The sequence below is a fragment of the Pseudarthrobacter sp. BIM B-2242 genome, from assembly GCF_014764445.1.
Taxonomy (GTDB): domain Bacteria; phylum Actinomycetota; class Actinomycetes; order Actinomycetales; family Micrococcaceae; genus Arthrobacter; species Arthrobacter luteus_A.
Genome location: NZ_CP061721.1, coordinates 1,235,996 through 1,261,702, shown reverse-complemented (window position 1 = coordinate 1,261,702; position 25,707 = coordinate 1,235,996). Strand labels below are relative to the sequence as shown.

The window sequence follows — 25,707 nt, the reverse complement described above, 5'->3', positions numbered from 1 at the left end:
CGGTCGGAAGAGCAGAAGTGCGTGCTGCTGGTTCCGGCTTTTCAGAACCACCGTGACACGGGGAGATGTGGCCAACAAGGTTCGCCAGTACCTGTTTTTGCCGAGGAGCCAAAGACGCGTAGACGGTCCCTGAGCACCCGTAACCCGCCCGCAGCCCCGGCAGGTACTTATTGCTCCGAACAAGTACCGTTGCCGCCTATCACCGATGGCAGGTAAGTAGCCCGCTAAGTACAAAAAGTGGGTGAAAGCGGCAAAAGGCAGGCCCCGGATTTCTCCGGGGCCTGCCTGTGCCTGCTGTTTATCAGCCTGCCGTAGGGTTGCTCATCCGGTAAAGGAAGGCTGCCATCTGGTCACGGTTGATCTGTTCTGCGGGACGGAAGGTCCGCACTCCGTTCTCAACCCATCCTTCGGAGATGCCCTGTGCCCTCAGCCACGAAATCTGCCTGTAGAAGGTGTGGTCCGTGGACACGTCCGCGAACGGCGAGACCGCAGGCGGCGTGTACTGGGCGTCGGTGGTGCCGCTCATCCGGTAGAGGAACGCCGCCATCTGGTCCCGGTTGATCTGCTCTGCAGGACGGAAGGTCACCTGGTTGCCCTCGACCCATCCCCGGGAGATTTCCTTGTCCCACAGCCATGCAATCTGCCTGTAGAAGGTGTGGTCCGTTGACACGTCTGCGAACGGCGAGACCGCAGGCGGCGTGTACTGGGCGTCGGTCGTGCCGCTCATCCGGTAGAGGAACGCCGCCATCTGGTCCCGGTTGATCTGCTCTGCAGGACGGAAGGTCACGACTCCGTTTTCACTCCATCCCTGCGAGATTTTCTGGTCCCACAGCCACGCAATCTGCTTGTAGAAGGTGTGGTCTGTGGCCACGTCCGCAAACGGCGAGACCGCAGGCGGAACGAATTCGGGAGGAACAACCACAGATGCCGTTGGCGTCACCGCGTTGGATGCGGCCGAAGCAGGGCTTTGACCGCCGGCATTGACCGCAATCACCTGGAAATTGTAGGCCGTACCATTGGTCAGGCCTGTCACCGTGAGGCTGGACTGCGTCGACGCGATATCCGCGATCGTTCGGACAACCGTCTCCCCCTCACGGACCAGGATGGTAAATGTGTCGGCAGCGAACTCACCGGCAGTAGCCGAGAAGCGCACTGTGGCGGTGGTGTCACCGGCTTCAGCCGTCCCGATGGCCGGAGCCAGCGGAGCCTGAACTTCGACGGGCACAACGTTCACAGTCTGGTCGGTGAACCGCAACCGTTCGACGTTGGTGATCCGGTCCGTACCGTCGTCACCTGAACCGCGGGCATGCACCACGGTGGTCACCCCGTTGACAGTGGTGATGTCGTACTCGGTCCGCGCTCCGGAGAAGACAGCAGTATCGACGTCGGAAGCGCCCGGTGTGGAGAGGATTTCCCGAACGATCACCACGTTGCCAGGGTCGATTTTGCCAGCCATGATGTCTGCCTGGATCTCCGTCAGGGATGTTGCTGTCCTGATCTGCTGACCCGCTGCATCAAGGACGCTAAGACGGACATTGAGCCACTTGTCGCCGTCGATGATGTCGTCGGCGCCATTGCCCCAAATCTCGTCACTGCCTGAACCGCCGATGATGATGTTGCCTGCACCGAAGCTGGTGGCTCCGGAAGGAAGGAGGTCGGCCAGGCCCCTGATGCGCGCAATTCCGGCGGCATCCAGTTCATTTGTCAGGCCAGGGACGTTGACTTCCCCGTTCGGTTCGGACGGCACTTCGTCGTCGCCCCGGAGCACGTCGTCCTTGTCCCAGCCCGAGAGTGCTTCAACCAGGAGGAAGCGGTCCTTGAGGGCGTTGGGCCCGTCCACGATGATTTGGCGCATGTCCGCATCGGCCCTTTCGACCGAGCGGGCGTGCGTGACCCAGTCAAAGCCGAAGACGCCGTGGTTGCGTTCGATGCCCGGCCCGGCAACCATCACGTCGTCGCCGCCCTCGGCGTCATAATCGTCCTCACCCGAATCACCGATCAGGACGTCATGGCCCGGAGCATTAATATCGTCGAAGAACGGTGCTCCACTGTCGCCCTGCAGCAGATCGTTGGCGTTTCCGCCTTCCTGCCAGTCATCGCCGCCACCGCCGAACACAGTGTCGGGGCCGTCGCCGGCGATGACAAGGTCATTACCCTCTCCAGCGAAGGTCTCATTGCCGTTCAGGCCGCCATTGGAGAAGTCATGGCCTTCACCGGACATGATGATGTCCAGTCCCGGCCCGGCGTCGATGGCATCGTTTCCGTTGCCGCCCTTGAGGACGTCGTCACCATGTGAGTCGGTGATGCGGTCGTTGCCGTCGCCGCCCAGAACCGTGTCGGCGCCGTCGTTGCCTTCGATGATGTCGCTGCCACCGTTGCCCCAGAACGTATCGTTGTCGATGCCGCCCCAGATCCGGTCCCCCAATTCCGTTCCGTTGAACGTGGATTGGGCGTTAAGACCCGGCCGGTCCACCGAGTTGGTGAGGCGGTATCGGATGGTGCCATCGGACATCCTCATCAGGAGCGCGGACTCGTCGCAGGCGGAGAGCAAGTCGTCAGCCACGGAGTTACCGGTGCTGGCGGAAATCCTGCCGATCTCAAACTCACAGTCCGCCACGCCGAAGACGTCTGCTTTGAGCGCTGCGGCGTCCGTGTTGCGCATGATGAGTTCGGCCATGGAGTTACCTTCCAGCTGCGTACGCAGGTTCAGGCCGGAAGTGCGTGACAGATAGTAAAGCCTGTCCCCGTCCTGCAGGTCCGTCATCTGGCGCTCGAAGATGTAGTTGAAGGTCGAGCCGAGCAAGCCGCCAAACAGGTTCTGGTATTCGGCCAGGCCTCCGACCCACAGGTCAACACTGTCAAGGCCGGTGGCAGTGCCCGCCCACGTTCCCGTGGCGTTGACGAAGTCATAGGCGTCTGCCGGTGTGGCCGCGTCCTTGGTGTCCATGTCGAACAACCGCTGAGCAGCGATGCGCTTGTCCGCAATGGAGGCTGCCGCCTTGATCGTGTCGTGCTCGCCGTAGGCAGCCATGAAGTTCACCACGGAATCCGGGTGCTTCAGGTTCTGCCCGAAGTCGACCCAGCTCGTGTAAGGCTTCAGGGAAGATTCACCGGTGGATGCGTACAGCTGCGTACGGAAGTTATTCAGTGACGGGACGCCGGTTTCCCTGCCGCGGGCAATGTTCAGTGAGGCGAGGTCCAGCGGCAGGCCCAGGACGTTATTGCGCAACGTATCGGTGACGAACTCGTCGAGTTCGGCACCGACCTGGTCCGTCATGCCCATGGCGATGGCACCGGCCGCCGCCTCCGGGGTCAAGGGGCCAGTTGGACTTGAGTAGTAGGCTGCCGGATTCAGGAAGGCATCTAGCAGTGGCATCCCAATGTCCGTGCCATTGTTCGTCTTCCGGTCAACAGTTTCAGTCAGCATAGAGTGGCCGAACCGGTATGTGGCATGTGCAAATTCCGCCATAATGGCCGGGTCAATCGCCGTGTCCGACTGGGTGAAGGGGTTGAACGCGTTGATGCCGGGCTGGATCTTGCGGGCGAAGTCCTCGAACACAATGTGTTGGTATTGCATCTCGGTCACGTAGCGTGCAGCCTGGAACAGCCTCTCACCGTTCCACTGCCCGTTCGGAAGCTTCCACTCGTTGACGTCGATATTCTCCGACGTAACAAGAGTCTGCATGTAGTCCACCAGCCGGTTGTGCTCTGAATGGAAGATCTGGTGGATAGCAGTAAGGCCGATGTTTTCGTTGACTCGTCCATCACCGGCAACAAAGTGCGCTTCCAGCGTCTCATTGTCGTAGACCCCGGGCTCTGTGAGCGGCTGGGCTACCGGGTTAGCAAGTTTGTCTGTGTCTGCCGGCAGAGGCCGGCCGGTCTGCGAATTGAACGGAGCCGCGTTGTGGGCGATGTCGTCCAGGAATGCGATGCCAATCCGTTCCACATCGGCCGGCGGCGCCACGGGTGCCTGCAGGTTGCCTTCAACGCGACCGCTGGCGGTTTCATACTGTGGCAGGCCGCTCGGGCCACGCAGGAAGCGGCCGTACTGGTCCGTCGCCAGCTTGGGAATATCGGCAATGTCGTAATCGGACAGCTCCAGACCAAGCAGTGTCCTTGCCTGCTGCTTGACGTCGGCCCAGGTGGCCATTCCTCCCGGTCCGCCTTCGAGGAGCTCGCCCGTTGCAACGGGATCGCCGGCTTCATTCAGGGAATATTCGCGCAGGAACACCTGGTGCGACGAATGTGACGAGTAGGTCTGGCTCTGGTCCACCCATGGTGAGTCGGTGTTGGTTGCGTTTTGCACGTCGTCGACGGTACCTAGGATGCCGTCGGGACCGGGCTGGTTTTCCGCACGGCTGAGCAGCATGAAGTTGGTCCGGCCACCCTGAACAAAAAGGGGGTCATCTTCGGACAGCGGCATCATGACGTAGTTGCTGGTCTTCTTGGTGAAGTCGACACCGTGGTCGAAGAACTGACCGAATAGCGCAAACATGCCGTTGTAGGGCGGCGACAGGCCGAAGTCGGTAGTGACGTTGGGGATATCAAGGGTCTCACCTTCCGGAACGCAGTTCTCCGGCACGCCCTCGCTTTCGCACGGTACAGCGGTGGGACCGTCATTAACTGTCCGGTGGGCCTTGCCGGCTGCTGCTACTGCAGCCGGGTTAGTGATGGTCTGGTCGACGATCGCGTTGCTCACAAACCGCGGACCGTTGTCAGTGACGCTGGTGTTGACGGATTCGTAGCTTTGGCCGTCAGGCGTGGTGCGCCACTGCGGCTCTGCCAGCCGGGGGAATTCCCGGCTCGCGGAGCCATAGTCCTCCTGACCGGCGATGAGGTTATTCTCAGTCCCGTCTACCGTTCGAAGGCCGTATGGCAGGAGCGGGTTGGCTATCTGATTCGCGCCAGGCCCGACGAGCGGCTGGCCCGGAACATCCTGACCTTGCGCGTTCTCCTTAGTGGCGTGGTTTTCTGCAATCTTGATCTGCTTGAGGATGAACCGCATATCGCCGGCGTTCAGCGTAAAGCCCTGACCGGTCGGAGCGGCGTAAACAGCGGGCGCCAGCACGGAGGGTATGACCCCCGCCCCGATGATGAAAGCTAACGCACTCGCGGTGACTTTACGCGTCACTGCCGTAACTGAAGCCTTTGAACCCGGCATGCTGCCCCCCTTTCGAGACTTGCGATGTTGTGCCATGATCTTTCCTCCATCGAATACCCACCGGCTTCCCCCTCATCGTGGTCGCTCAGCTTGCTTACTGGATGCGCCCAGCTTCGAGGAACGGCCTTTGGAAAAACTTGGGCCGCCGACTTCAACGCCTGGCCCTCCCAGTTGAAATTGCTACGCTGGCTTAGCAATTCCGCCTTGAACCAGCTTCCGAGGAGATCAACATGAACGGCATCCGCAGGACCGTCCTGGTGACCGGCGCCACCGGCTACATCGGTGGCCGTCTGGTTCCACGGCTGCTTGAGGCAGGGCACACCGTAAAGGTGCTGGTCCGGACGCCGGCCAAGATCTCCGGCGTGCCATGGCTGGACCAGGTGGAGGTGGTCCAGAGCGGCCTCGACGACGGCGCCGCCCTCCGCGATGCGCTGGAGGGCGTGGATGTGCTCTACTACCTCGTCCATTCCATGGCCGCAGGGTCAGGGTTTGAGGCCAAGGAAAAAGCGATGGCGGAGACGGCCGCGAAGGCTGCAGCCGAGGCAGGCGTGGACAGGATCGTCTACCTGGGCGGCCTGCATCCGTCCAACGTGGAACTGTCCACGCACATGCGGTCCCGGGAAGCTGTGGGCAAGGTGTTTCTGGACAGCCCGGTTGACGCGATAGTTTTCCAGGCCGGGGTGGTGATCGGTTCCGGCTCCGCGTCCTTCGAAATGATCCGGCACCTCTCCGAAACCCTTCCCCTGATGCCGGCCCCGAGCTGGGTGCGGAACAAAATTGAAGCCATTGCGGTCCGGGATGTGCTGCACTACCTGGTGGGAGCCGCGTCCCTGACAGGGCCCATCAACCGCACGTTCGACATCGGCTGCCGCCAGGTCCTCAGCTATGCCGGCATGATGAAGGAGTACGCCGCCGAAGCCGGTCTGCCGTACCGGGTGGTGCTCGCGCTGCCGGTTCCTGCGCCGAAACTCGCAGGCTTGTGGGTGGCCCTCACGACTCCGATTCCCCTGTCCATGTCGCTTCCGCTGGTGCAGTCATTGCAGCACGACGCCGTGTCCCGGGAGCACGATATCGACTCCGTCATTCCCGCACCTGAGGGCGGCCTGACACCGTACCGCCGGGCCGTTGCTCTGGCACTGGGCAAGGAACGCGACGGCCAGGTGGAAACCACGTGGGCCAATGCCGGCGCCGATGCCGATCCGCTGCCCAGCGATCCGGACTGGTCAGGGCACAAGGTCTTCGTGGATGAGCGGACGTTCCACGGGGACGTTGATCCCGCGCACGTCTGGAAGATCATCGAGGGAATCGGGGGCCGGAACGGCTGGTACTCCCTGCCCCTGGCCTGGCAGGTCCGTGGCTGGCTGGACAAACTCACCGGGGGCGCAGGGCTCCTGCGGGGCCGGCGGCACCCCGGCAGCCTCGTTTCCGGCGAGGTGGTGGACTGGTGGCGCGTTGAGCGGATTGACCGCGGGAAACTGCTCCGCCTGCGGGCCGAGATGCGTGCGCCCGGACGGGCGTGGCTTGAGCTGTCCGTGGAGCCCGACGGCGGCGGGAGCCGCTACCGGCAGCGTGCCATCTTCTTCCCCAAAGGACTCAGCGGCAGGCTCTACTGGCTCGCTGTCCTGCCCTTCCACAGCCTCATTTTTCCGGCGATGGCACGCAACATCACAACTGCCGCGCAGAAGTTGGTAGAAGCCGAGCGTGCGGAGGCCGGTTCTGGAATCACGCCGGGCTCCCCGTAGGATGTGGGGAGCAAAAAGCGTACTGACCCCGTATCACTGGAGGATCCATGGCACTGAGTGCAACCACCACCCTTCCGCATGCCGTCGACAGCGTCGCTGCTGTCTTTATTAACGAGGACTTCCAGCGGCACACCAGCGAATACGTTGGCGGCACGCTGGAGTCCTTCGCCGTTGACGGCGACATTGCCGGCGCCTTCAGCACCACCTCGGTCCGCACCCTCCCCACCTCCCGCCTGCCGGAGATCGCCCGCAAGTTCGTAGGCGAGAACCTCACGGTGACCCAGGTTGAAAACTGGGATGCCCCGGCCGCGGACGGATCCCGGCAGAGCAACATCACGCTGAAAATAGCCGGCGCTCCCCTCGACGTAACCGCAGTCCAGCGGCTCGTTGCCGAGGGCGGCAGCACCCGGGTAGAGCTTGAAGGGAATGTGACCTCCTCCGTGCCGTTCCTGGGCAGCAAGATCGCCGAGGCGGCCGAGCCCATGGTGGCCAAGGCCCTGAACATCCAGTCGCAGCGGGCCCAGGCCTGGCTCGAAAGCCACTGAGCCCGATGCAGCTTCCCCTCTTCGCAGCCTTACTGCTGATCATCGCCGGCGTCTGGTCGCTGGTGGTCTGGCCGCAGTTCCTGCGCCGGGTCATGAAAGATCCCCGGGCGCGCGATTCCCACGGCAAAGCCACAAAGTTCCTTACGGTCCACGTCGTCCTCGTCAGCATCTCCATGGTGCTGGGGGCTGCCACCGCGGTGATCGGCGTTCTAGGCCTGCTGGGCTAGGGCTTAACGCGGGCGCCTCCCCTGCCGCTGGCAGAGGAGGCGCCTGTCTGTTTAAGCTGCCTGGCTGATGAGTGCCGGGCTAAGCCGCCTGGTTGAGCGCGTCCTCGGCCGCTACCCACGAGATCATGGCGCATTTCACGCGTGCCGCATAGCGCGCCACACCCTCGAACGCGGCAGCGTCACCCAGGATCTCGGGATCAGCATGGATCTTCCCGCGCGAGCGCAATACTTCGCGGAAATTGCCAATGATCGCGTGGAGTTCGTCCACGGTCAGCCCCTCACCGAGTTCACTGAGGACCGAGGCCGAGGCCATTGAGATGGAACACCCCGCTCCGTCCCAGGAAATCTGCGCCACTTTACCGTCTTCCACGGCTACCCGGAGGGTGACTTCGTCCCCGCAGACAGGGTTCAGCTGGTGTGACTGGCCAGTGGACGCCCCTGCCGGGGCGTCGATGCCGGCCAGGCCACTGCCGTGCCGGGCTTTGGAGTGGTCAAGAATGATCTGCTGATACAGCTGGTCAAGGCTCATGTGTATACCTTCGGTGCCCGCGTCAGACGCGGAAGTAGGAACGGACGCCGGCGACTGCTTCGAGGAAGGCGTCGACGTCGTCGGTAGTGTTGTACAGGTAAGCGCTCGCCCTGGTAGTGGCCGTCAGGCCCAGGCGGCGGTGAAGCGGTTGGGCGCAGTGGTGCCCCACCCGGACGGCGATTCCGCGAGAATCCAGGAACTGCCCGACGTCGTGCGCGTGCACACCGTCGACGTCGAACGCGGCAAGGCCAATCCTGTCCTGGCCTGCCGCCGGCCCCAGAACGCGGATTCCCGGAATGGCCTCCAGCCCGGCCACCATGCGCTGGCCCAGTTCTGATTCCCAGCGGTGAACCCGGGCCAGGCCGGTTTCGGTGAGGTAGCTCGCAGCCGAGGCCAGGGCGACTGCCTGGGAGATGCGCTGGGTGCCGGCCTCGAAGCGCTGCGGCGCGGGCAGGTATTCTGCCCGTTCCATTGTGACGGTGGTGATCATGGATCCGCCGGTCAGAAAAGGCGGCAGCGTATCCAGGAGGGCCTGCTTGCCGTACAGCACACCGATTCCGGTGGGCGCCAGCATCTTGTGGCCGGAGAACACGGCGAAGTCGACGTCGAGTTCCTTGACGTTCAGGGGCAGGTGGGGCGCACTCTGGCAGGCGTCCAGGACCACCAGCGCTCCCGCCGCCCGCCCTAGGGCCACCAGTTCTTTCACAGGGTTGATGGTGCCCAGGACATTGGACGCGTGCGTGAAGGCCAGCACCTTGGTCCTGCTCCCGAGGATTTCAGCGGCCATGTCCAGCCGAAGCGATCCGGCGTCGTCGATGGGGATATAACGCAAAGTTGCCCCGGTGCGGAAAGCCAGTTCCTGCCACGGGATGAGGTTGGCGTGGTGCTCCATTTCGGTGACCACAATCTGGTCCCCCGGTCCAACGGCGAGTTCCTTCAGCCGGTTGTCACCGCGCCCTTGGGCAGCCCACAGCGTGGCATTGGACAGCGCGTAGCTGACAAGGTTCAGGCCTTCGGTGGCGTTGGACGTCCACACCGTCTCTTCATAGTCCGCGCCGATGAAGTCCGCGACGGTCTGGCGGGCATCTTCGAAGACCTCGGTGGCCTCCACGGCAAGGTGGTGTGCGCCGCGGTGCACGGCGGCGTTGCGCTGTTCGTAGAACTCCTGCTCGGCCTCGATGACGCTGAGCGGATTCTGGGATGTGGCGCCCGAATCCAGATACACCAGCGGTTGCCCGTTCACCAGCTGGTTGAGTATGGGGAAATCATTCCTGATTCGGAGAACCTCGGCGTTGTCCATGGCAGGAACGGCACGTTCCAGCGTGGCGGGCGTTGAAACTAAGGCCAAAGTGAACTCCTTGAGATGCCAACAGATTGACATTCAATTGTCCCACAACACCTCTGTGGCGGCCGCCGGGGGCGTCCGCCACAGTTGCTCCGGGCTTCACCCGCGGATAGGAGGGCCGGCGACGGCTGGGGGGAGAGCCTCGGTCTCAGAAGACTCTGACGTCGCCGGCCCAGTCTCGTTCCGGCCCACGGGCCGGAAAATCACTAGTGAGACAAGACCTGGAAAGTCTGTTTGGCTGGGTTAGCGGACCTTTGCGGCCGCTTCTTTCTGCCTCTTCAAGTTAATCCCATGCGGACACCGGCGGCACGAGTAGGCAGTACTCTACTTCGACGGCCCGACTACGGGGTACGCCCGAAGTGATACGCGTATCCCGGTCGCCTCCCCCTGGGGTCAGGCCGGCCAAGGCCTGGGCGGCAGAAGGGCATGGCGCCGTCAAGAGGCGTTGTGGGGCGGTACTGCGCCGTTCCGGGGCAGCACTGCGCAGGAAATGGCAAGGGTACCGTCAGCCCTGCCGCTCAGGATGAGCTGGAGGCTGGCTAGTGGGCCAGGGCAGTGGACAGCTCGTCCCTGCTCCGCACCCCGAGCTTCACGTAGGTACGGTACAAATGGCCCTCCACCGTCCGCACGGATACCATCAGCCGCTGGGCGATCTCCCGGTCGGTGAGGCCCTGGACAGCCAGTTCCACAATGTCCTGTTCACGCCGGGTGAGGTGCACCGTGGGTGCTGCGGCGATGAACCGGCCCTCGCGGAACCGCTCCCCCAGTTCATGGTCGCATTTCTCCCGCAGGGCGACTGCCTGGCGGGAACGACGGCGTTCGCCGGCGCTCTCCAGGACAGAGCTGGCCCGCGCGTAGGCTTCCCGTGCCACGTTGACGAATCCCTCGGTTTCCAGCTTTGCTGCCGTCTCCATGAGGGAATCAGCGTCCCCGGACTCCCAGTGCTCCGCCAGAGTGAGCATGGCCGCCGCCCACCGGCCTTCGACGTTCCCGGCCAGGGAGTGAACGAGGGGGATGACGGAATGATCGCCCAAGTCCCAGCAGAGGGACAAAAGTTCCAGGAGCGTGCCCGACCTGGCAGATACCTCCGGGATGGTTGCCAGGGTGTGGAGGGCTGCCAGGCCTTTCCCGTCACGGGCGACGTATTCCGACCCCGCGGCCGCATAGGCCGTGGCCAGGAGCTCCTGGACCGCCGAACCCTGGGCCGCATCCTTGTAGTCCAGCTCAAGCCGGCTGGACTGGGCGGCATCGCCCAGCCTAGAGGCCACATAAAATGCCAGCGAGGAGCCAAAACGGAAAAACTGCAGTGGATCGCTGAGCCTGAGCGTCTCCACGGCCGGCAGCAATGTTTGATAGGCCCGTTCTATCCGCCCCTGGCGCAGCAGTGAATAGCCGCGGAGAACCTCAAGGCTGCCGCCAAAGGCAGCTGCGGCCCTCGGGTGTTCTGTAGCGTAGTCCGCCAGTTCCCGTTCCGCTGATTCCCAGTCCCCCGTGGCTAGGTGGCCGGCAACCAGGCGGCCCAGCACGTATTCGTTGAAAAAGAAGACTCCACCTTCCAGAGCCGGAAGCTCCGCGGCTGCCTTCAGCGCGGCATCCAGGCCTTGGACGGCCCGCCCGGACGCAGCGAGGGACTGAGCCAGCAAGGCACCCCCGACCGCCCGCAGTGCGTCATCAGTGGTGCTCCCGGGAGTCCGGATCCGGAGGTCCTGCACCTCACGATCCAAACCTTCGCAGTTACCGGCTTCCCCGAGCTCCAGGAGGCGCAGCAGCTGCTCCTGCCAGGCCGTGCCGGGGCGGGCATCAGCATCGGAGTCATCCTGGGGAGCATCGTCGTTCCGGGTTTCAGCACAGTCTTTGGCACCAAAGCCGCCGAGCGATTCCCGGGACTCGGCTGCGAACACTGCCAGCGGTGTTCCCAGGGCCTGGTGGGCCAGAGCCCTGAGCATCAGGACAGGTGCGGCCCCGGCGCCGCTTCCCAGTTCCAGCCAGCAGCCATCAAGGAGCTTTGCCGCGCCGGTGAAGTCGCCTTCATTGTAGAGAGCCCTCGCATGGATGGCGTGCGCCTGCGGCACGAGGGCAGGGCTCACTACTTTGGCTGCCATGGTCCGGCTGCTCCGGCTCCTGAAGTGGTCGAGGGCAGTGTGTGCTGCCTCGAGGAGCTCGGGCTCGGGTGTCTTCAGCCCGCATTCGAGCGCCCATTCAACAGCCCTCAGCTTGCCCTCGGAACCGGTGGGTGAACTGCCCAGGTGCCCTTGGATCCTTTCCCGGAGCTGCAGGCTCCGCGACACCGAGATGGTCAGCCGGAGGGCATCACCGAACAGGGCATTCCAAATCCGAAGATCAGCGGGGCTGCCCTGGCTCTCCACTACCATTTGCTGGTCCAGCAGGGACCGCACAACTTCTGCACCGCTGATGTCCTCAATGACCTTGCGGCTCACCGGCCCGGCAAGGGAAATCAGCTTCAGGGCCTCCTGTTCCTCCGGGGTGCGGCGAAGCATGTCCTTCACCACAACGTTGGAGAGCCTGGGCCCATCGGCCGGCAAGGGCCCCAGCAGCATCCAGATTCCGTTCCGCTTTGCGAGCTGGCCGCCCTCGGCGGCGTCGTGGAGCAGGGCATCGAGAATTCGCGGGTTACCCCCGGAAGCGTTCCAGATGGTGTCAACGGTTCCGGCCGGAACGGTGCCGTCCAGGGCATGGGCGAGGACTTCCTCAATCTGTTCCCGGTTCAGAGGACGCAGATCCACGCGATCGGCCAGGCCGTCGTACCAGAGCTGTGCGAGGGCCTGCGGCAGCCCGGGCCGCGGCCTGCCTGCTGCGACCACACTGGCCCAGCCCGCGGAAATCATGTCTGCCACGATTCCGGCGGTCGCCTCATCCAGATGGTGGGCGTCATCCATCATGAGCAGCAGAGGGGTGTTTTTGCCTGCTTTGAGCTTCTCGAAGTAGCTCCAGACCGACCTCAGGACAGCCACGGGTGACACCGAGTCTTCTGCGGTCAACTCCGCCGTGTAGGGCGCCAGGATACCGAAGGGAACGCGCGACAGCGCCGAGCTTCCGTGGATCTGGACAACGATCATCTCGGCGGACAGACGCTCGGTAATGGCCTCGATCAGGGTGCTCTTGCCAATGCCCGGGCCCGCCATCAGGAACACGGCCTGGCTGGTGCGGGTCCGGATGATGTTGCAGATCCGGTCCAGCGGCTGCCGACGGCCTGTCAGCGGACGGTGTGCGGTTCCGGGTTTCGGTGAGTATCCGTTAGACGAGTCCAGTCAGATCACCCCTGGAGGTTACTCCCAGTTTTGTGAAGACCTGGTAAAGGTGGCCCTCCACAGTGCGGACGGAAACGCCCATGTCCAGCGCAATATCGCGGTTGGACGCGCCACGGCCGGCCAGCCGCGCGATCTGCCGCTCCCTGCTCGTCAGGAGGGGGCTGCCGCTGCTCGGCACGATTGGCAGGCTGGCCACGGTGGCTGCAAGGACGTCAAGCCGGGCCTGGGCGGTCCTGGCTGAGGCCGGGTCTCCGGCCTGGCGTGCGGAGTCAACGGCAAGTGCCATGCAGCGGGCCTCAACGGCGTCCAGCTCAAGTGTGGCGGCAAGCTCTCCGCCGGCGAGAAGAATTTTGGCATCCCGGGTCCTGCTCCCGATGGCAATGAGCCGCGAGATTTCCGCTAGAGGGCCTTGGCGGTGGCCGGCCACTTCTTCGAGCAGGCGGAAGTCAGCTTCCGTACCGTGGACTGTTGCTCCAAGCAGGCTGATCCAGGCAAGCGTGTACCTGCCGGCCGCGATGTCGCGCCGCGCCGACTCCTTCAACCGGGTGACCGCATCGACGTCGCCGAGCCACCGGCCGGCCATGTCAGCGCAGAACTCCGTGATGTTTTGCGTGGCATGATCTGCGGCGCCCCCGGTCCGCTGCAACTTGTCCAGGTATTTCCGGGACTGCCCGGCGTTGCCAATCTGGGCATACGCGAAGGCAACCGCTGCGTAGGCTGCCCGGCGGATGCCCTGGGCCGGCCTCAGCTCCAGCTGGGCTGCGGCTGAAAGCAGTGAATCAAGTGCTACCGCACCCCTCCCGGCGTACGCGTAGGCGATGCCCGCTGCCAGTTCAGCGGCGGCACTCCGGTAGGGAAGCTGGTGGATGTCACGCCCCGGAGGAGGACTCAGGAGATCGATGCAGCGGCGCCACTGCCCGGCGGTCAGGAGGACGTTGAATGCCCTTCCGGTGAACTTTTCCCGCAGGCCCACAATCTCGCCGGCGTCGGAAATCTGCCCGCCCAGCTGCCGCATCAGGCTCAGGGCGTCCATTTCGCGGCCCGTCATGGAGAGGGCGCTCATAAGGATCAGGGCTGAGTTCATCCGGAACCAGGTATCGGGGTTCTGCGCGGGGTCGGCGGCGGCTTCCAAGGCCGGGATGGCGGCGGCGTAGTCGCCCACAAAGGCCTGATATTCGAATTCGCAGAGGCTGATCCGGTTGGCCGCTACGGCCAGCGGATCGGGCCAGCCCTTTGCGATGCCTGGCTCGGCGCCAAGCCGTTCCCGCGCAGTCTGCAGCAGTGCCGGCACCCTGTGGGCGTGTTCGGGGAGCCAAACCATCACCTGCGATTTGGCTGCAATGACCTGGGCGTATTCGTCGGCCTCCAGGGTGTCCAGCTGTGGCTGTGAGATGTCATCCAGGGCCGCCATGGCCTGCCCGGGGAGGTCCAGCAGCAAGTAGGCGGCGGCTTTCTGCCGCTGGCCGGGCACCCATTCCGGGTCAGTGCGTTTCAGCGACTCGGCGTATTTGAGGGCAAAGCGGGGGTCAAAGACCTGGACGGCGGCTTCGGCTGCAGCCAGCGCCATGGGCGGACTCAGCTCGGCCTCGCATTCGTGGGTCAGGGCGGCGAAGGCCATGAGCTCGTCGATGGTCATGGTGGAGGGGTCCTGCACCTGGCCGTCCAGGAGCAGGCTCCGCAGTTCCCGGCGCCGGGTGATGCTCAGCCAGGACCGGACGACGTCGCCGAGGTACATTTCCCGGAGTGACACCCAACGGTTTTCCGAGTCATCGATCTCAAGCAGGCCGGCATCTTCCATGTCCGCAATGATGCCGGCACCGTAGACAGCGGTCAGCCTGGACAGCTCCACGCTCCGTGCGCAGGACAGCATTTCGATGACTTCGCGCTCCTGGGGAGACTGCCGGGACCAGCGTGACCGCACGATGTCCTCAAGGCTCGCCGCTCCGTCAAGCACTACTTTGTCCCGCAGGGTCCAGACCGAATCCGACAGGACAAGGTTCCCGGACTGCTGCTGCTCCGCCACGAGCGCTTTGAGCAGCAGCGGATTTCCGCCCACCATGGTGTGAAAGGTGCTGACGAGGGAGGCGGAGACGCGGTGCCCCAGCAGCGAAAGCAGAACCTGGCGGGTCTGCAGCTCGTTGAGGTTATCCAGCCTCACCTCAGTCAGGCGGCGATCGGTGAGCAGCCAATGGAAGTCTGCTGGAAGGTCGCTGATCCTGGGCGCCACGGCAACGATGCGCGCAGTGCCCGTGAGGAGGATGTTGAGCAGCACGCCGGCGCTCATGTCATCGATGCTGCCGGCGGTGTCCAGGGTGATAACACACTGGCGCCCGGCGGCGTCACTGCGGATCAGCGAAGTTATGCCCCGCAGAATGGCGGTTGGGGAACCCATGTAGGCCTGGGGAAGGCGTGCCAGCAGGAAGGCCAGACATCCGTACGGGGTGTCACCGGTTGTGGACCCGCACCGCAATTGCAGCGTCCAGACATCCGGGCCAAGCTCGGACACGGCCGTCCGTGCCAGGGATGATTTTCCAACACCGCGTCCGCCGGTAACTACCACGCCGAGGGAGTCGGGGCTGGTCATGGCGTTACGGACGGCTTCAAGGTTGGCGCTGCGGGCAGGCACGGACCAGCGCTGCGGCTCGGACGTACCGCCGGCTTCTGTCCGCAGCTCAAGGTCGTTTCGCGGTGACCCACGTCCCCAGCTGAGTGGCTCAATTGACATGAACTTATCCCCTACATCCCCTAAAGCGGGAACAAGCCCCATCGCTCCCCCGCTTAGGAAGAAGACTACCCCTTGGCAACGAACGGTGAACAGGGAAACCGCATTTTTAGTCCTATTACTACACGTCTGTTTTTGCGGGGTGGAATTTCTGCTGGGTGGCGGTCAACCCCTCCCTGACCAGCATCTCCACGGCATCAGCGGCCTCATCCAACAAAAACGGGACGTCTTTGCGTTCGGCGGTGCCAAAATCCTTTAAGACATAATCCGCTGTATCCATCCGGCCCGGCGGGCGTCCCACGCCCACGCGAACCCTGAGATAGTCCTTCGTGCCGATTGCCTTGGAGATGTCCCTGAGTCCGTTATGGCCGCCCTCGCCACCACCGCATTTCAGCTTTACCGTGTTAAACGGGATGTCGATCTCATCATGGACAGCCACCACGTGGTCCGGTCCGATGCCATAGAAATTTGCCAGGCCGGCCACCGGTCCGCCGGAAACGTTCATGTAGGTCAGCGGCTTGGCCAGCACCACGCGGGGACCGCCAATCCCCAGCCGCCCCTCGAGGACCTGGGCCCGGGCTTTGTGGATTTTAAAGTTCCCGCCCAGGCGGCCCGCGAGTTCGTCCAGAACCATCTGGCCGACGTTGTGCCTGTTGCCCCTGTATTCGGCCCCGGGGTTTCCGAGCCCAACGATCAGCCAGGTGTCAGTCATTGTTCAATCCTAAGGTGGTCCGGACATGGCTGTGGCCGGACCCCAGGAGGGCCCGGCCACGAAGACTACTGTGCCGTATTACTCGGCTGCGGCTTCAGTGGAAGCCTGGGCCTCTTCGTCAGAAACCTCGGTGGCCTCGGAGATGTTGACAACCAGTGCGTCGGCGTCGGCCAGCAGGGTGGCGCCCTTCGGCAGAACCAGGTCGGAAGCGTGGATGTGCTGTCCGGCGGTGCGGCCTTCGATGTTCACCTCGACGGCGGTGGGCAGGTGGGTTGCCTCAGCCTCGAGGGAGATGACGGTCAGTTCCTGGTTGAAGACGTTGCCCGGAGCAAGCTCGCCAACAACGTGGACGGGGATGTCCACGGTGACCTTCTCGCCCTTGATGACGGTCAGCAGGTCGATGTGCTCGATGATCTGCTTGATGGGGTCGCGCTGGACGTCCTTGACCAGGGCCAGGTGCTCTTCGCCGTTGACGTCCAGGGACAGCAGGGCGTTGGCGGTGCGGACTGCCAGCGTGGTGGCCTTGGCCGGAAGGGTGATGTGGATCGGCTCGGCGCCGTGGCCGTAGATAACGGCGGGGATCAGGTTGGCCATGCGCGCGCGGCGGGCAAAGCCCTTGCCGAATTCGGTGCGTACTTCTGCTGCGAGCTTCTGCTCAGACATGTGTATCTCCTCGGAAGAATAAATGGTGTTCAGCAAGGGCGGAGGTCTGGTACGACCTTCAACGCCGGGCGGCCGTATGTGGCGCCCTTCCGAAGGGAGATGCAGACCCAGTCGATAACGGAGACTGATCTCCCTCGCCAAGGTATCGTGAAGAAGCTTACCAGCGCCGGTCCCCATTACTGAAACCGGCGCTGGCCGGCCTGCCGAATTCGACAGGCTCAAGTATCAGGGTCAGGCGTTGCCGTCGAACAGGCTGGTGACCGAACCGTCGTCGAACACTTCGTGGATGGCGCGGGCAATCAACGGCGCGATGGACAGCACCGTGAGCTGCGGGAAGTGCTGGTGGGCGCCGAGGGGCAACGTGTTGGTGACGACCACTTCGCGGGCTCCCGATTCAGCCAGCCGCTGCGCGGCGGGCTCGGAGAACACAGCGTGGGTCGCAGCGATGATGACGTCCTTCGCCCCGGCGTTCTTCAGGACCTGGACGGCGCCGGAAATGGTGCCGCCGGTGTCGATCATGTCATCGATCAGGACGCAGGTCCTGCCCTCGATCTGGCCCACCACGGTTTTGGACACAGCCTGGTTGGGAACGGTGAGGTCACGGCTCTTGTGCACAAACGCCAGCGGCGCCCCGCCCAGGCGCTCGGCCCACTGCTCGGCGACGCGGACGCGGCCGGTATCCGGCGACACCACGGTGACGTTATCGGCGGACACCCGGGTCCGGATGTAGTCCGCCAGGAGGGGGATGGCCATCAGGTGGTCCACCGGGCCGTCGAAGAAGCCCTGGATCTGCGAGGTGTGCAGGTCAACGCTCATGATGCGGTCGGCGCCGGCAGTCTTATAGAGATCTGCCACCAGCCGGGCGGAAATGGGTTCGCGGCCGCGGCCCTTTTTGTCCTGCCGTGCGTACGGGTAGAAAGGCGAGACCACCGTGATGCGCTTCGCGGATGCCCGCTTCAGCGAATCGATCATGATCAGCTGTTCCATCAGGTGGTTGTTCAGCGGCGCCGGGTGGGCCTGGATGACAAAGGCATCGGTACCCCGGACGCTTTCGCCGGCGCGGACGTAGATTTCCCCGTTGGCAAAGTCGTAGGCATCAATGGGGAGCAGTTCGGTCCCCAGCTCTTTGGCGATTTCCCGCGCCAGCTCGGGATGCGCCCGCCCGGCGGCAAGCACCAGCTTCTTCTCGCCGTGTGCGGTAATTTCGCTCATTATTACTTGCCCTCTTCTGTTGATGCTGGGGTATTTGAGGAGTCTGACATGGCTGCCTGGGCCAGTTCTGCCGAGCGCGAGCCGGGGCGGTTGGCAACAACCCAGCCCTCGGTATTGCGCTGGGCAGCGACAGACAGGACGAGCGCCCCGGCCGGGACGTCCTTGCGGATCACCGCGCCGGCGCCACTGTAGGCACCGTCCCCCACGGTGACCGGTGCAACAAACACTGTGTTGGAACCTGTACGGACACCCGAGCCGATCACCGTGCGGTGCTTCTTCTCGCCGTCGTAATTGGCTGTGATGTTTCCACAACCGATATTGGTGTCCTCGCCGATTTCGGCGTCTCCGGCGTAGCCGAGGTGGGACAGCTTGGAGCCGCGGCCGATCGTGACGTTTTTGGTTTCGTAGAACGCACCGATTTTGCCCGTGTCGCCGAGCACAGTGCCGGGCCGCAGGTAGGTAAAGGGGCCGACGGAGGCTCCCGCGCCGATGACAGCGCCGGAGCCGTGTGTGCGGGTCACCTTGGCGCCCTCACTGATGCGGACATCCGTCAGGGTGGAGTCGGGGCCGACGACGGCGTCCCTCGCCACGGTGGTGGTGCCGTGCAGCTGCGTGTTGGGAAGGATACGGACATCCTCGTCCAAGGTGACCGTGGAGTCGATCCAGGTGGTGGCGGGGTCAACAACGGTGACTCCGGCCCGCATCCACGCTTCAACTGTCCGGCGGTTAAGTTCAGCGCCGAGGGCTGCAAGCTGCACGCGGTCATTGGCGCCCTCCACCTGCCAGCGGTCTTCGGTGACGACGGCGGCAACCCGGCCGCCCGACTGGCGGGCGAGGCCCACCACGTCGGTGAGGTACTTTTCGCCCTGCGAGTTGTCCGTGGTGACGTGAACCAGCGCGTCGCGAAGGACTGCGGCGTCGAAGGCGTAAATGCCGGAGTTGACTTCGCGGACCAGGCGTTCGGCTTCGGTGGAGTCCTTGTGTTCGCGGATGCCGGTGACGGAGCCGTCTTCGCCGCGGAGGATGCGGCCGTAGCCCGTGGCGTCGTCGAGCAGCGCGGTGAGCACCGTGACGGCGTTGCCTTCGCGTTCGTGGGTGGCCACCAGGTCTGCCAAAAGGCTCCCCGTGAGGAGGGGCACATCGCCGTAGGTGACCACGACGGTGCCTTCGAGCTTCTCCTGGGCATCGAGGGCTTCCAGTGCGACCTCCACGGCACGTCCGGTGCCGGGAATGTCGTCCTGGTCCACGATGAGGGCCTCAGGGTCGAGCCCGTTCAGGTGGCCGGCGACCAGGTCGCGCTCATGGCGGACTACCAGGGCCAACCGGCCGGGGTTGATGCTGCGGGCCGCGAGGAGGGCGTGGCCCACCATCGAGCGGCCGCCGATCTCATGCAGGATCTTGGGGGTACGGGATTTCATCCGCGTACCGGCGCCTGCTGCCAGAACTATGACGGCGGCTGGGCCGGTATTCTCGGGGATCACGTACGGGTTCTCCTTGCTTCGTTGCGCGTGGCGCTGGGCGCGGTGCCTGTCCTGCCGTAGGCCTGGCGGGGCACCGAGTTCATACTACTGGACGCTCTTGGCGCAGCAGTTCCGCCCATAGGATTCGAACCTATACTCCACGGCTCCAAAGGCCGGGGTGCTGCCATTACACCAGGGCGGACCATGCCACCGGCGCAAGGCCAAGGCACAAGTAGTTATTTTGCCATGGGTTCAGGGCAGCCCGCGACATGAGCAGTAATCGTGGCGTCCACGCCGCCCGCCCGGCACCCGATCCGGCCGTTTCAACGGCGCCGGTGACCGGCCCTGGGGCATGATGGAAATGTGAGTAACAACCCACCCCGGACACGGATGACCAGCGTCCAGCGGCGCCGCCAGCTGATCGACGTCGGACGTGGCCTGTTCGCCGCACGCGGACTCGACGGAACCACAATCGAGGAAATTGCGGCCTGCGCAGGCGTTTCCAAACCCGTCATCTACGAGCACTTCGGCTCCAAAGAAGGCATGTACACGCAGGTGGTGGATTGTGAGTTCCACATTCTCCTGGACGCCATCACGGCTGCCCTGACCGAGGAAGCCAAACCGCGTGTCCTCGTTGAACGCGCAGCCCTGGCCCTCCTCACCTACATCGAAGACCACACCGAGGGCTTCCGCATCCTGATGCGCGACGCTCCCCCGTCCCAGCCGGAAGGCGCGTTCTCGACCCTCCTGTCCCACGTCACCGCCCGCGTGGAACACATCCTGTCCGACGAATTCGACCGCCGCGGCCTCAGCGCCGATGACGGCGCCATGTACGCCCAGATGCTCGTCGGCATGGTTGCCATGACCGGCCAGTGGTGGCAGGACAGCCGCCAGCCCGACAAGCAGACCGTTGCCGCCCACCTGGTCAACCTCGCCTGGAACGGCCTCACCGGCCTTCAGAAGGACCCGGAGCTGCGCGGGGAAGGCTGAGTGGTTGCGTACTTACTCGCCGAGGACTTCCAGGGCTTCGAGCCACTCAAGTTCGAGGGCTTCGCGTTCTCCGGCGAGGTCCTTGAGCTTCTTGTTTTGCTCTGCCAGGGCGTCGAAGTCGGAGCCGGCCGTGCTCTTGACCATTTGGTCGTGGATCTTCTTTTCGGCCTGCTCGAGTTTGCCCATCTGGCGTTCGATGCGGTTCTTGGCCTTGCGGGCGTCGCGCTTTTCGGCCTCGGAGGAGCCCGTGGCGGCCGGTGTGGCGCTGCCGCTCGCGCCCGTCACGGGGTTACCGCCGCCGGTGATGGTGGAGCCGGCGAGGGCGGATTCGCGGAGCTCGAGGTACTGGTCCACACCGCGCGGCAGGGCGCGGATCTTGCCGTCGCCCAGGAGCGCCATCTGGTGGTCGGTAACGCGCTCCAGCAGGTAGCGGTCGTGGCTGACCACAACGAGGGTTCCGGGCCAACCGTCCAGGACGTCTTCGACGGCGGCGAGGGTATCGGTGTCGAGGTCGTTGGTGGGCTCATCGAGCATCAGGACGTTGGGTTCGCCCACCAGCAGGCGCAGCAGCTGGAGGCGGCGGCGCTCACCGCCGGAGAGGTCCTTGACCGGCGTCCATTGCTTTTCGTTGGTGAAGCCAAGCTGCTCCACCAGCTGGCCGGCCGTGAATTCCTTGCCGCCCACGTTGAAGGACCGTTTCTCGCGTTCGATGACCTCGATGACGCGCAGGTCGGAGACGTCGTCGAGCTCTTTGACTTCCTGGGTGAGCACCGCGGTGACCACGGTCTTGCCGCGCTTGACCTTGCCGGAGCTCGGCTGGATCTCGCCGTTCAGGAGCTTCAGCAAGGTGGTCTTGCCGGCGCCGTTGACGCCCACCAGGCCGAGCCGCTCCCCCGGGGCGAGCCGCAGGGTGATGTTGTCGAACAGCTTTTGGCCGGCGTCGCCCCCGAGGAAGTCGAGCGATACGTTCTCGAGGTCCAGGACGTCCTTGCCGAGCCGGGCGGTTGCCATCTTGCTCAGGGCCGTCGAGTCACGGGGTTCGGGGACGTCGGCGATCAGGGCGTTGGCGGCCTCGATGCGGAATTTGGGTTTGGCCGTGCGTGCCGGGGCGCCCCGGCGCAGCCAGGCGAGCTCCTTCTTGACGAGTTGCTGGCGTTTGCTTTCCATCACGTTCGCCGCGCGGTCCCGTTCGGCGCGTGCGAGCACGTAGGCGGCGTACCCGCCGTCGAACGGGTCCATGATGCCGTCGTGGATTTCCCAGGTCTTGGTGCAGACTTCGTCGAGGAACCAGCGGTCGTGGGTGACCACCAGGAACGCGCCCTGGTTGGGGCGCCAGCGGGTCTTCAGGTGCCGCGACAGCCACGCGACGCCTTCGACGTCGAGGTGGTTCGTGGGCTCATCGAGCATGATCACGTCATGGTCCTCGATGAGGAGCTTGGCCAGCGCCACGCGCCGTTTCTGCCCGCCCGAAAGGGCGTGGACATTGGCGTGCCAGTCGACGTCGGACACCAGGCCGCCCATGACTTCGCGGATCTGGGGGTTGCGAGCCCATTCGTAATCGGCCTGATCCCCGACGATCGCGGCACCGACGGTCAGGTCGCCGTCGAGCACGTCGCTTTGGTCCAGGTAGCCGATGTTGACTTCGCTGCGCTTGGTCACCCGGCCGGAGTCGGGGGTAGACCGCATGGCCAGCAGGCGCATGAGCGTTGACTTGCCGTCACCGTTCCGGCCCACCATGCCGATCCGGTCACCCTCCTCGAGTCCAAGGGTGATGCCGTCCAGGACGGTGCGCGTTGCGTACGAAACCGTGAGGTTCTCGCCGCCAAGAAGGTGTGCCAAAGGGGACTGCTTTCTGCTGCTGGGTAAAGAAACGGTCGCTTAAAGGAGGGTATCGGACATGATGCGGGCGCCATGCACGGGGCCGTGCACAGGGAACGCCGTCATGCCGTAGTGCCGCAGGTCCTCGGCCAGGTTGTCGGCTGCGGCCGGACTGCGGGCCAACAGTGCCACCGTGGGTCCGGAACCGGAGACGATCCCGGCCAGGGCGCCGAGCGCTTCGCCCCGTCCCAGCGTATGGCGGAGCTTGGGGGCAAGATCAATGGACGCCCGCTGGAGGTCGTTGACGAGTACCCGGCTGAGGGCCACGGCATCACCGCCGCGGAGCGCCTGCAGGATCCTGGGGTCAACGGCCGTGGGCTCTGCCGCTTCGAGGCCTTCCGCGTCCCGGAGCCGGTCCAACGTGCGGAAGACCTCCGGGGTTGGCAGGCCGTAGTCTGCGGCCACAAGGACCCAGTCCGTCCGGGCCTTGACGAGCGCCGGCGAGAGTTCATCCCCCACGCCGAGTCCGACGGCCGTACCGCCGAGGAGGGAAAACGGGACGTCGGCACCCAGGTCAGCGGCGATGTGTGCCAGTTCGTCCCTTGACAGCCCGCTGTTCCAGAGTGCGTCGCAGGCCAGGAGGGTGGCGGCGGCATCAGCCGATCCGCCGCCCATCCCGCCGGCCACGGGGACGCGCTTGGTGATCTCCAGGTGGACGCCGGTGGCATGTTCTGAGACATCAGCCATCATGGCCGCGGCTTTGTACGCCAGGTTGTTTTCGTCCAGCGGGATGTCCACATCGTCCAGGTCGAGCGTGCTCTCCGGACTGATGCTGAGGGTGATTCCCGGCGTCTGCGTGCTGGTGGCTGAAACTTCCTCATAGAGTGACACCGCGAGGTAGACGCTGGCCACGGAGTGGTAGCCGTCGGGCCGCAATGGTCCCACATCCAGGGAAACGTTGACTTTGCCGGGCGCCTTTACCCGGACCGTCCTTGCGGAAAACCGGCCGGCGGATGCCCTCATGCCGTGGCCTCGCGGGCTTCCGCTATCCGGGCAAACGCGTGGATGTCGATCACTTCGCCCCGGGCCGTGGGGTCCACACCGGCGGCAACGAGGCAGCGTTCGGCCTCGGACGCTCCGCCGGCCCAGCCTGCCAGTGCGGCACGCAGCGTCTTGCGGCGCTGGGCGAACGCGGCATCAATAACGGCGAACACCTGCTCGCGGGTAGCTGTTGTGACGGGCGCTTCCCGGCGGGTAAAAGCCACAAGGCCGGAGTGGATCTTCGGTGCAGGCCAAAAGACGTTCATGCCGATGACCCCGGCTTTGCGCATGCTGCTGTACCAGGCCGCTTTGACGGACGGTACGCCGTAGGTCTTTGACCCCGGGCCGGCGGCCAGCCTGTCGGCCACTTCGTCCTGGACCATCACGAGCCCGTGCTGCAGGCTCGGGAAATGCTGGAGCAGGTGGAGGACCACCGGAACGGCAACGTTGTAGGGAAGGTTTGCTACCAGCGCGGTGGGCTCAACCGGGAGGGAGGTCACCCTCATGGCGTCGGCTTGAACGAGGTGGAAGTTGTCCGCTGCTTCCGGCCGCCAGGAGCGTACGGTGTCGGGCAGCTTCGCTGCCAGGACCGGATCGATTTCGACGGCGACCACCGCCTTCGCCGCATCCAGCAGGCCCAGCGTGAGCGAACCTAGGCCGGGCCCCACTTCCAGCACCGTTTCATCGGATCCGATACGGGCCACTGAGACAATCCGGCGGATGGTGTTGCCGTCGATGACGAAGTTCTGGCCAAGTGTCTTAGTGGGCCGGATGCCAATTTCCTCTGCCAGCCGGCGGATGTCGGAGGCGCCGAAGAGGGGTGCGGGCGCGGCGGCAGTCGGTTCAGTCACTTAGGCATCCTATCGCGGCGGCCTTATCCGACCGCCCGTTTCATCGCCGGTCCTGCGACTTTCCGGCCATGACTGTTGCCCGGGGAGGGCTGTTTGCGCGAAAGACATCACGGGTTAACGTCAGTGGCCGGCCCCGGGTGTCCCGGGGCCGGCCACTGATGCCTGCGGATCTGGCGGCTGTGGTCAGCTGCCGCCGGCACAGACAGGTGCCTGGCGGGTGGCTAGCTGGTAGCGGCCCAGCCACAGCCCCACGGCTGCAGGCCACGCTGTGCATAAACGCGGTTGGCGATGTCGATCTGCTGGGCTTTGGTGGCAAGGCTGGCGTTCGGGGCGTACGCTCCGCCGCCCGCGCCGATCCAGGTCCGGATGTCGAACTGGAGGCCGCCGTAGTATCCGTTGCCGGAGTTGATGGACCAGTTACCAGTGGACTCGCACTGCGCGATCTTGTCCCACATGGCTTCGTTCATCATTGCCGGAGCCGCGGCGCCGGTGTTGGTTCCCGCAGGTGCTGCGGCGGGTGCTGCGGCGACCGGCTTGGCTTTGGTGCCAATGGTGACCTTCTCGGTCACGGGCTGGACAGAAACGGATTCGGAAACCAGCGTCCGTGAGGCCTCGCGGCCGTCCACGAGAACCAGCTTGAAGGTCTTGTCGACCTTTCCGGCGACGCCGGCCTGGGTGACTTCCGTCTCGCCCTTGAGCAGTTCGGCGCTTTCCGTTTTGAGGACCTCGAAAGCGACGTCTTCGCTGGTGGCGGCGGTCTGGCTGGTGTCCACGCGGGAGACCTTGACAACCATGTTGTTCACCACATGTGCGTTGCCGGGCTGGGACGTCCGGTCGTCGACGCCGAGGGTGATGCCGGCATCTTCGAGCACCTGCGCGACGGTCCCCGCCGTTGTGGTGGCCGTGGAGACCTTGCCGTCAGCAACAATACTGATGTTCTTGGGGGTGGAAATGGAGACGAAGGAGCCTGCGACTGCGAGCTGGGCTTCCTTGGGTACGGAAACCGAGGAGGCGCTGGCCACTCCGAGTTCAGTGACGAGGCCCGCGACATCCGGAGCCGTGGTGCTGACGGTTTTCTCCGCACCGTCCAGGCTGACCTTTACGGCCTTGGCCATGTTGACGTTGATGACCGTGCCGTTCTCCACTTTGACGTCAGCCGAGGGCGAGACGCGGTCGGCGGCTTTCAGTTCCACGTTTGCGCTTTTGACGACCTGGCCCACGGTGCCGCCGAAGGACTGGACAGTGGTCACTTTGCCGTCGACGTTGAGGGTAACGGTTTTGTTATTTCCCACGAAGGCTACGAGGCCTACGACGAGCGCACAGAGCACCACGAGTTGGGTGCCGATCTTGATAAAACTGAACTTGCCGTCCGTTGTGAAGAGCTTGACCACGATTGCCCGTAACTTTAGATCCTTCCGGG

17 protein-coding genes and 1 tRNA gene are annotated in these 25,707 nt (G+C 64.4%); 4 read left to right on the top strand and 14 right to left on the bottom strand.

The genetic code is table 11. The features are described 5' to 3' along the window. Positions 1 to 301 precede the first annotated feature (301 nt). A complete protein-coding gene (locus tag IDT60_RS05875) occupies positions 302 to 5,161 on the bottom strand; it encodes a peroxidase family protein (protein WP_223883900.1) in 4,860 nt (1,619 codons plus the stop codon). A 230-nt stretch (positions 5,162 to 5,391) separates the two neighbouring features. On the opposite strand from IDT60_RS05875, the gene IDT60_RS05870 reads away from it, so the two are divergent. The 3 genes from IDT60_RS05870 to IDT60_RS05860 are packed head-to-tail and all read left to right on the top strand — an operon-like array spanning position 5,392 to position 7,675. Next, positions 5,392 to 6,903, top strand: a complete 1,512-nt coding sequence (locus tag IDT60_RS05870; protein ID WP_164201398.1) for an SDR family oxidoreductase — start codon at positions 5,392 to 5,394, stop codon at positions 6,901 to 6,903. A gap of 47 nt (positions 6,904 to 6,950) precedes the next feature. After that, a complete protein-coding gene (locus IDT60_RS05865) occupies positions 6,951 to 7,448 on the top strand; it encodes a DUF2505 domain-containing protein (RefSeq protein ID WP_164201400.1) in 498 nt (165 codons plus the stop codon). A 5-nt stretch (positions 7,449 to 7,453) separates the two neighbouring features. Continuing rightward, positions 7,454 to 7,675, top strand: a complete 222-nt coding sequence (locus IDT60_RS05860) for an SCO4848 family membrane protein (RefSeq protein WP_164201401.1) — start codon at positions 7,454 to 7,456, stop codon at positions 7,673 to 7,675. Positions 7,676 to 7,754: 79 nt separating this feature from the next. On the opposite strand, the gene sufU is transcribed toward IDT60_RS05860, so the two are convergent. The 9 genes from sufU to IDT60_RS05815 form a co-directional block, all read right to left on the bottom strand. Next, a complete protein-coding gene (gene sufU, locus IDT60_RS05855) occupies positions 7,755 to 8,204 on the bottom strand; it encodes a Fe-S cluster assembly sulfur transfer protein SufU (RefSeq protein ID WP_191081239.1) in 450 nt (149 codons plus the stop codon). 22 nt (positions 8,205 to 8,226) lie between these two features. Then, the gene (locus tag IDT60_RS05850) at positions 8,227 to 9,552 is read right to left on the bottom strand and encodes a cysteine desulfurase (RefSeq protein WP_191081238.1); all 1,326 of its coding nucleotides are present in this window, start codon (positions 9,550 to 9,552) and stop codon (positions 8,227 to 8,229) included. A gap of 536 nt (positions 9,553 to 10,088) precedes the next feature. After that, positions 10,089 to 12,767: a LuxR C-terminal-related transcriptional regulator gene (locus IDT60_RS05845; protein WP_370590737.1), complete on the bottom strand. Its 2,679-nt coding sequence runs from the start codon at positions 12,765 to 12,767 to the stop codon at positions 10,089 to 10,091. 37 nt (positions 12,768 to 12,804) lie between these two features. Continuing rightward, entirely contained in the window at positions 12,805 to 15,543 is a 2,739-nt protein-coding gene (locus IDT60_RS05840) for a LuxR family transcriptional regulator (RefSeq protein ID WP_191081237.1), read from the bottom strand. 118 nt (positions 15,544 to 15,661) lie between these two features. Then, positions 15,662 to 16,252 (bottom strand): aminoacyl-tRNA hydrolase, encoded by a 591-nt coding sequence (gene pth / locus IDT60_RS05835; RefSeq protein WP_164201410.1) that lies wholly within the window; start codon positions 16,250 to 16,252, stop codon positions 15,662 to 15,664. Between the two features lie 78 nt (positions 16,253 to 16,330). Beyond that, positions 16,331 to 16,915, bottom strand: a complete 585-nt coding sequence (locus tag IDT60_RS05830; protein WP_164201412.1) for a 50S ribosomal protein L25/general stress protein Ctc — start codon at positions 16,913 to 16,915, stop codon at positions 16,331 to 16,333. Between the two features lie 231 nt (positions 16,916 to 17,146). Continuing rightward, on the bottom strand, positions 17,147 to 18,127 hold the full coding sequence (locus IDT60_RS05825) for a ribose-phosphate diphosphokinase (protein ID WP_164201414.1): 981 nt from the start codon (positions 18,125 to 18,127) through the stop codon (positions 17,147 to 17,149). A gap of 2 nt (positions 18,128 to 18,129) precedes the next feature. Continuing rightward, on the bottom strand, positions 18,130 to 19,608 hold the full coding sequence (gene glmU / locus IDT60_RS05820) for a bifunctional UDP-N-acetylglucosamine diphosphorylase/glucosamine-1-phosphate N-acetyltransferase GlmU (protein ID WP_191081236.1): 1,479 nt from the start codon (positions 19,606 to 19,608) through the stop codon (positions 18,130 to 18,132). A 109-nt stretch (positions 19,609 to 19,717) separates the two neighbouring features. After that, positions 19,718 to 19,789 (bottom strand) — tRNA-Gln (locus IDT60_RS05815). A 161-nt stretch (positions 19,790 to 19,950) separates the two neighbouring features. Between IDT60_RS05815 and IDT60_RS05810 the strand changes: the two genes are divergently transcribed. After that, the gene (locus IDT60_RS05810; RefSeq protein WP_191081235.1) at positions 19,951 to 20,577 is read left to right on the top strand and encodes a TetR/AcrR family transcriptional regulator; all 627 of its coding nucleotides are present in this window, start codon (positions 19,951 to 19,953) and stop codon (positions 20,575 to 20,577) included. A 12-nt stretch (positions 20,578 to 20,589) separates the two neighbouring features. On the opposite strand, the gene IDT60_RS05805 is transcribed toward IDT60_RS05810, so the two are convergent. The 4 genes from IDT60_RS05805 to IDT60_RS05790 form a co-directional block, all read right to left on the bottom strand. Continuing rightward, positions 20,590 to 22,416, bottom strand: coding sequence for an ABC-F family ATP-binding cassette domain-containing protein (locus tag IDT60_RS05805; RefSeq protein ID WP_191081234.1), 1,827 nt, complete (start codon positions 22,414 to 22,416; stop codon positions 20,590 to 20,592). A 39-nt stretch (positions 22,417 to 22,455) separates the two neighbouring features. Further along, positions 22,456 to 23,418 carry a 4-(cytidine 5'-diphospho)-2-C-methyl-D-erythritol kinase gene (locus tag IDT60_RS05800; protein ID WP_191081233.1) on the bottom strand — a complete coding sequence of 321 codons (963 nt, stop codon included), beginning with the start codon at positions 23,416 to 23,418 and terminating at the stop codon, positions 22,456 to 22,458. Next, entirely contained in the window at positions 23,415 to 24,287 is an 873-nt protein-coding gene (gene rsmA / locus IDT60_RS05795; protein ID WP_191081232.1) for a 16S rRNA (adenine(1518)-N(6)/adenine(1519)-N(6))-dimethyltransferase RsmA, read from the bottom strand. Before rsmA ends, IDT60_RS05800 begins: the two co-directional genes overlap by 4 nt. Positions 24,288 to 24,508: 221 nt before the next feature. Further along, positions 24,509 to 25,678 (bottom strand): resuscitation-promoting factor, encoded by a 1,170-nt coding sequence (locus IDT60_RS05790; protein WP_191081231.1) that lies wholly within the window; start codon positions 25,676 to 25,678, stop codon positions 24,509 to 24,511. Between the last annotated feature and the right edge of the window lie 29 nt (positions 25,679 to 25,707).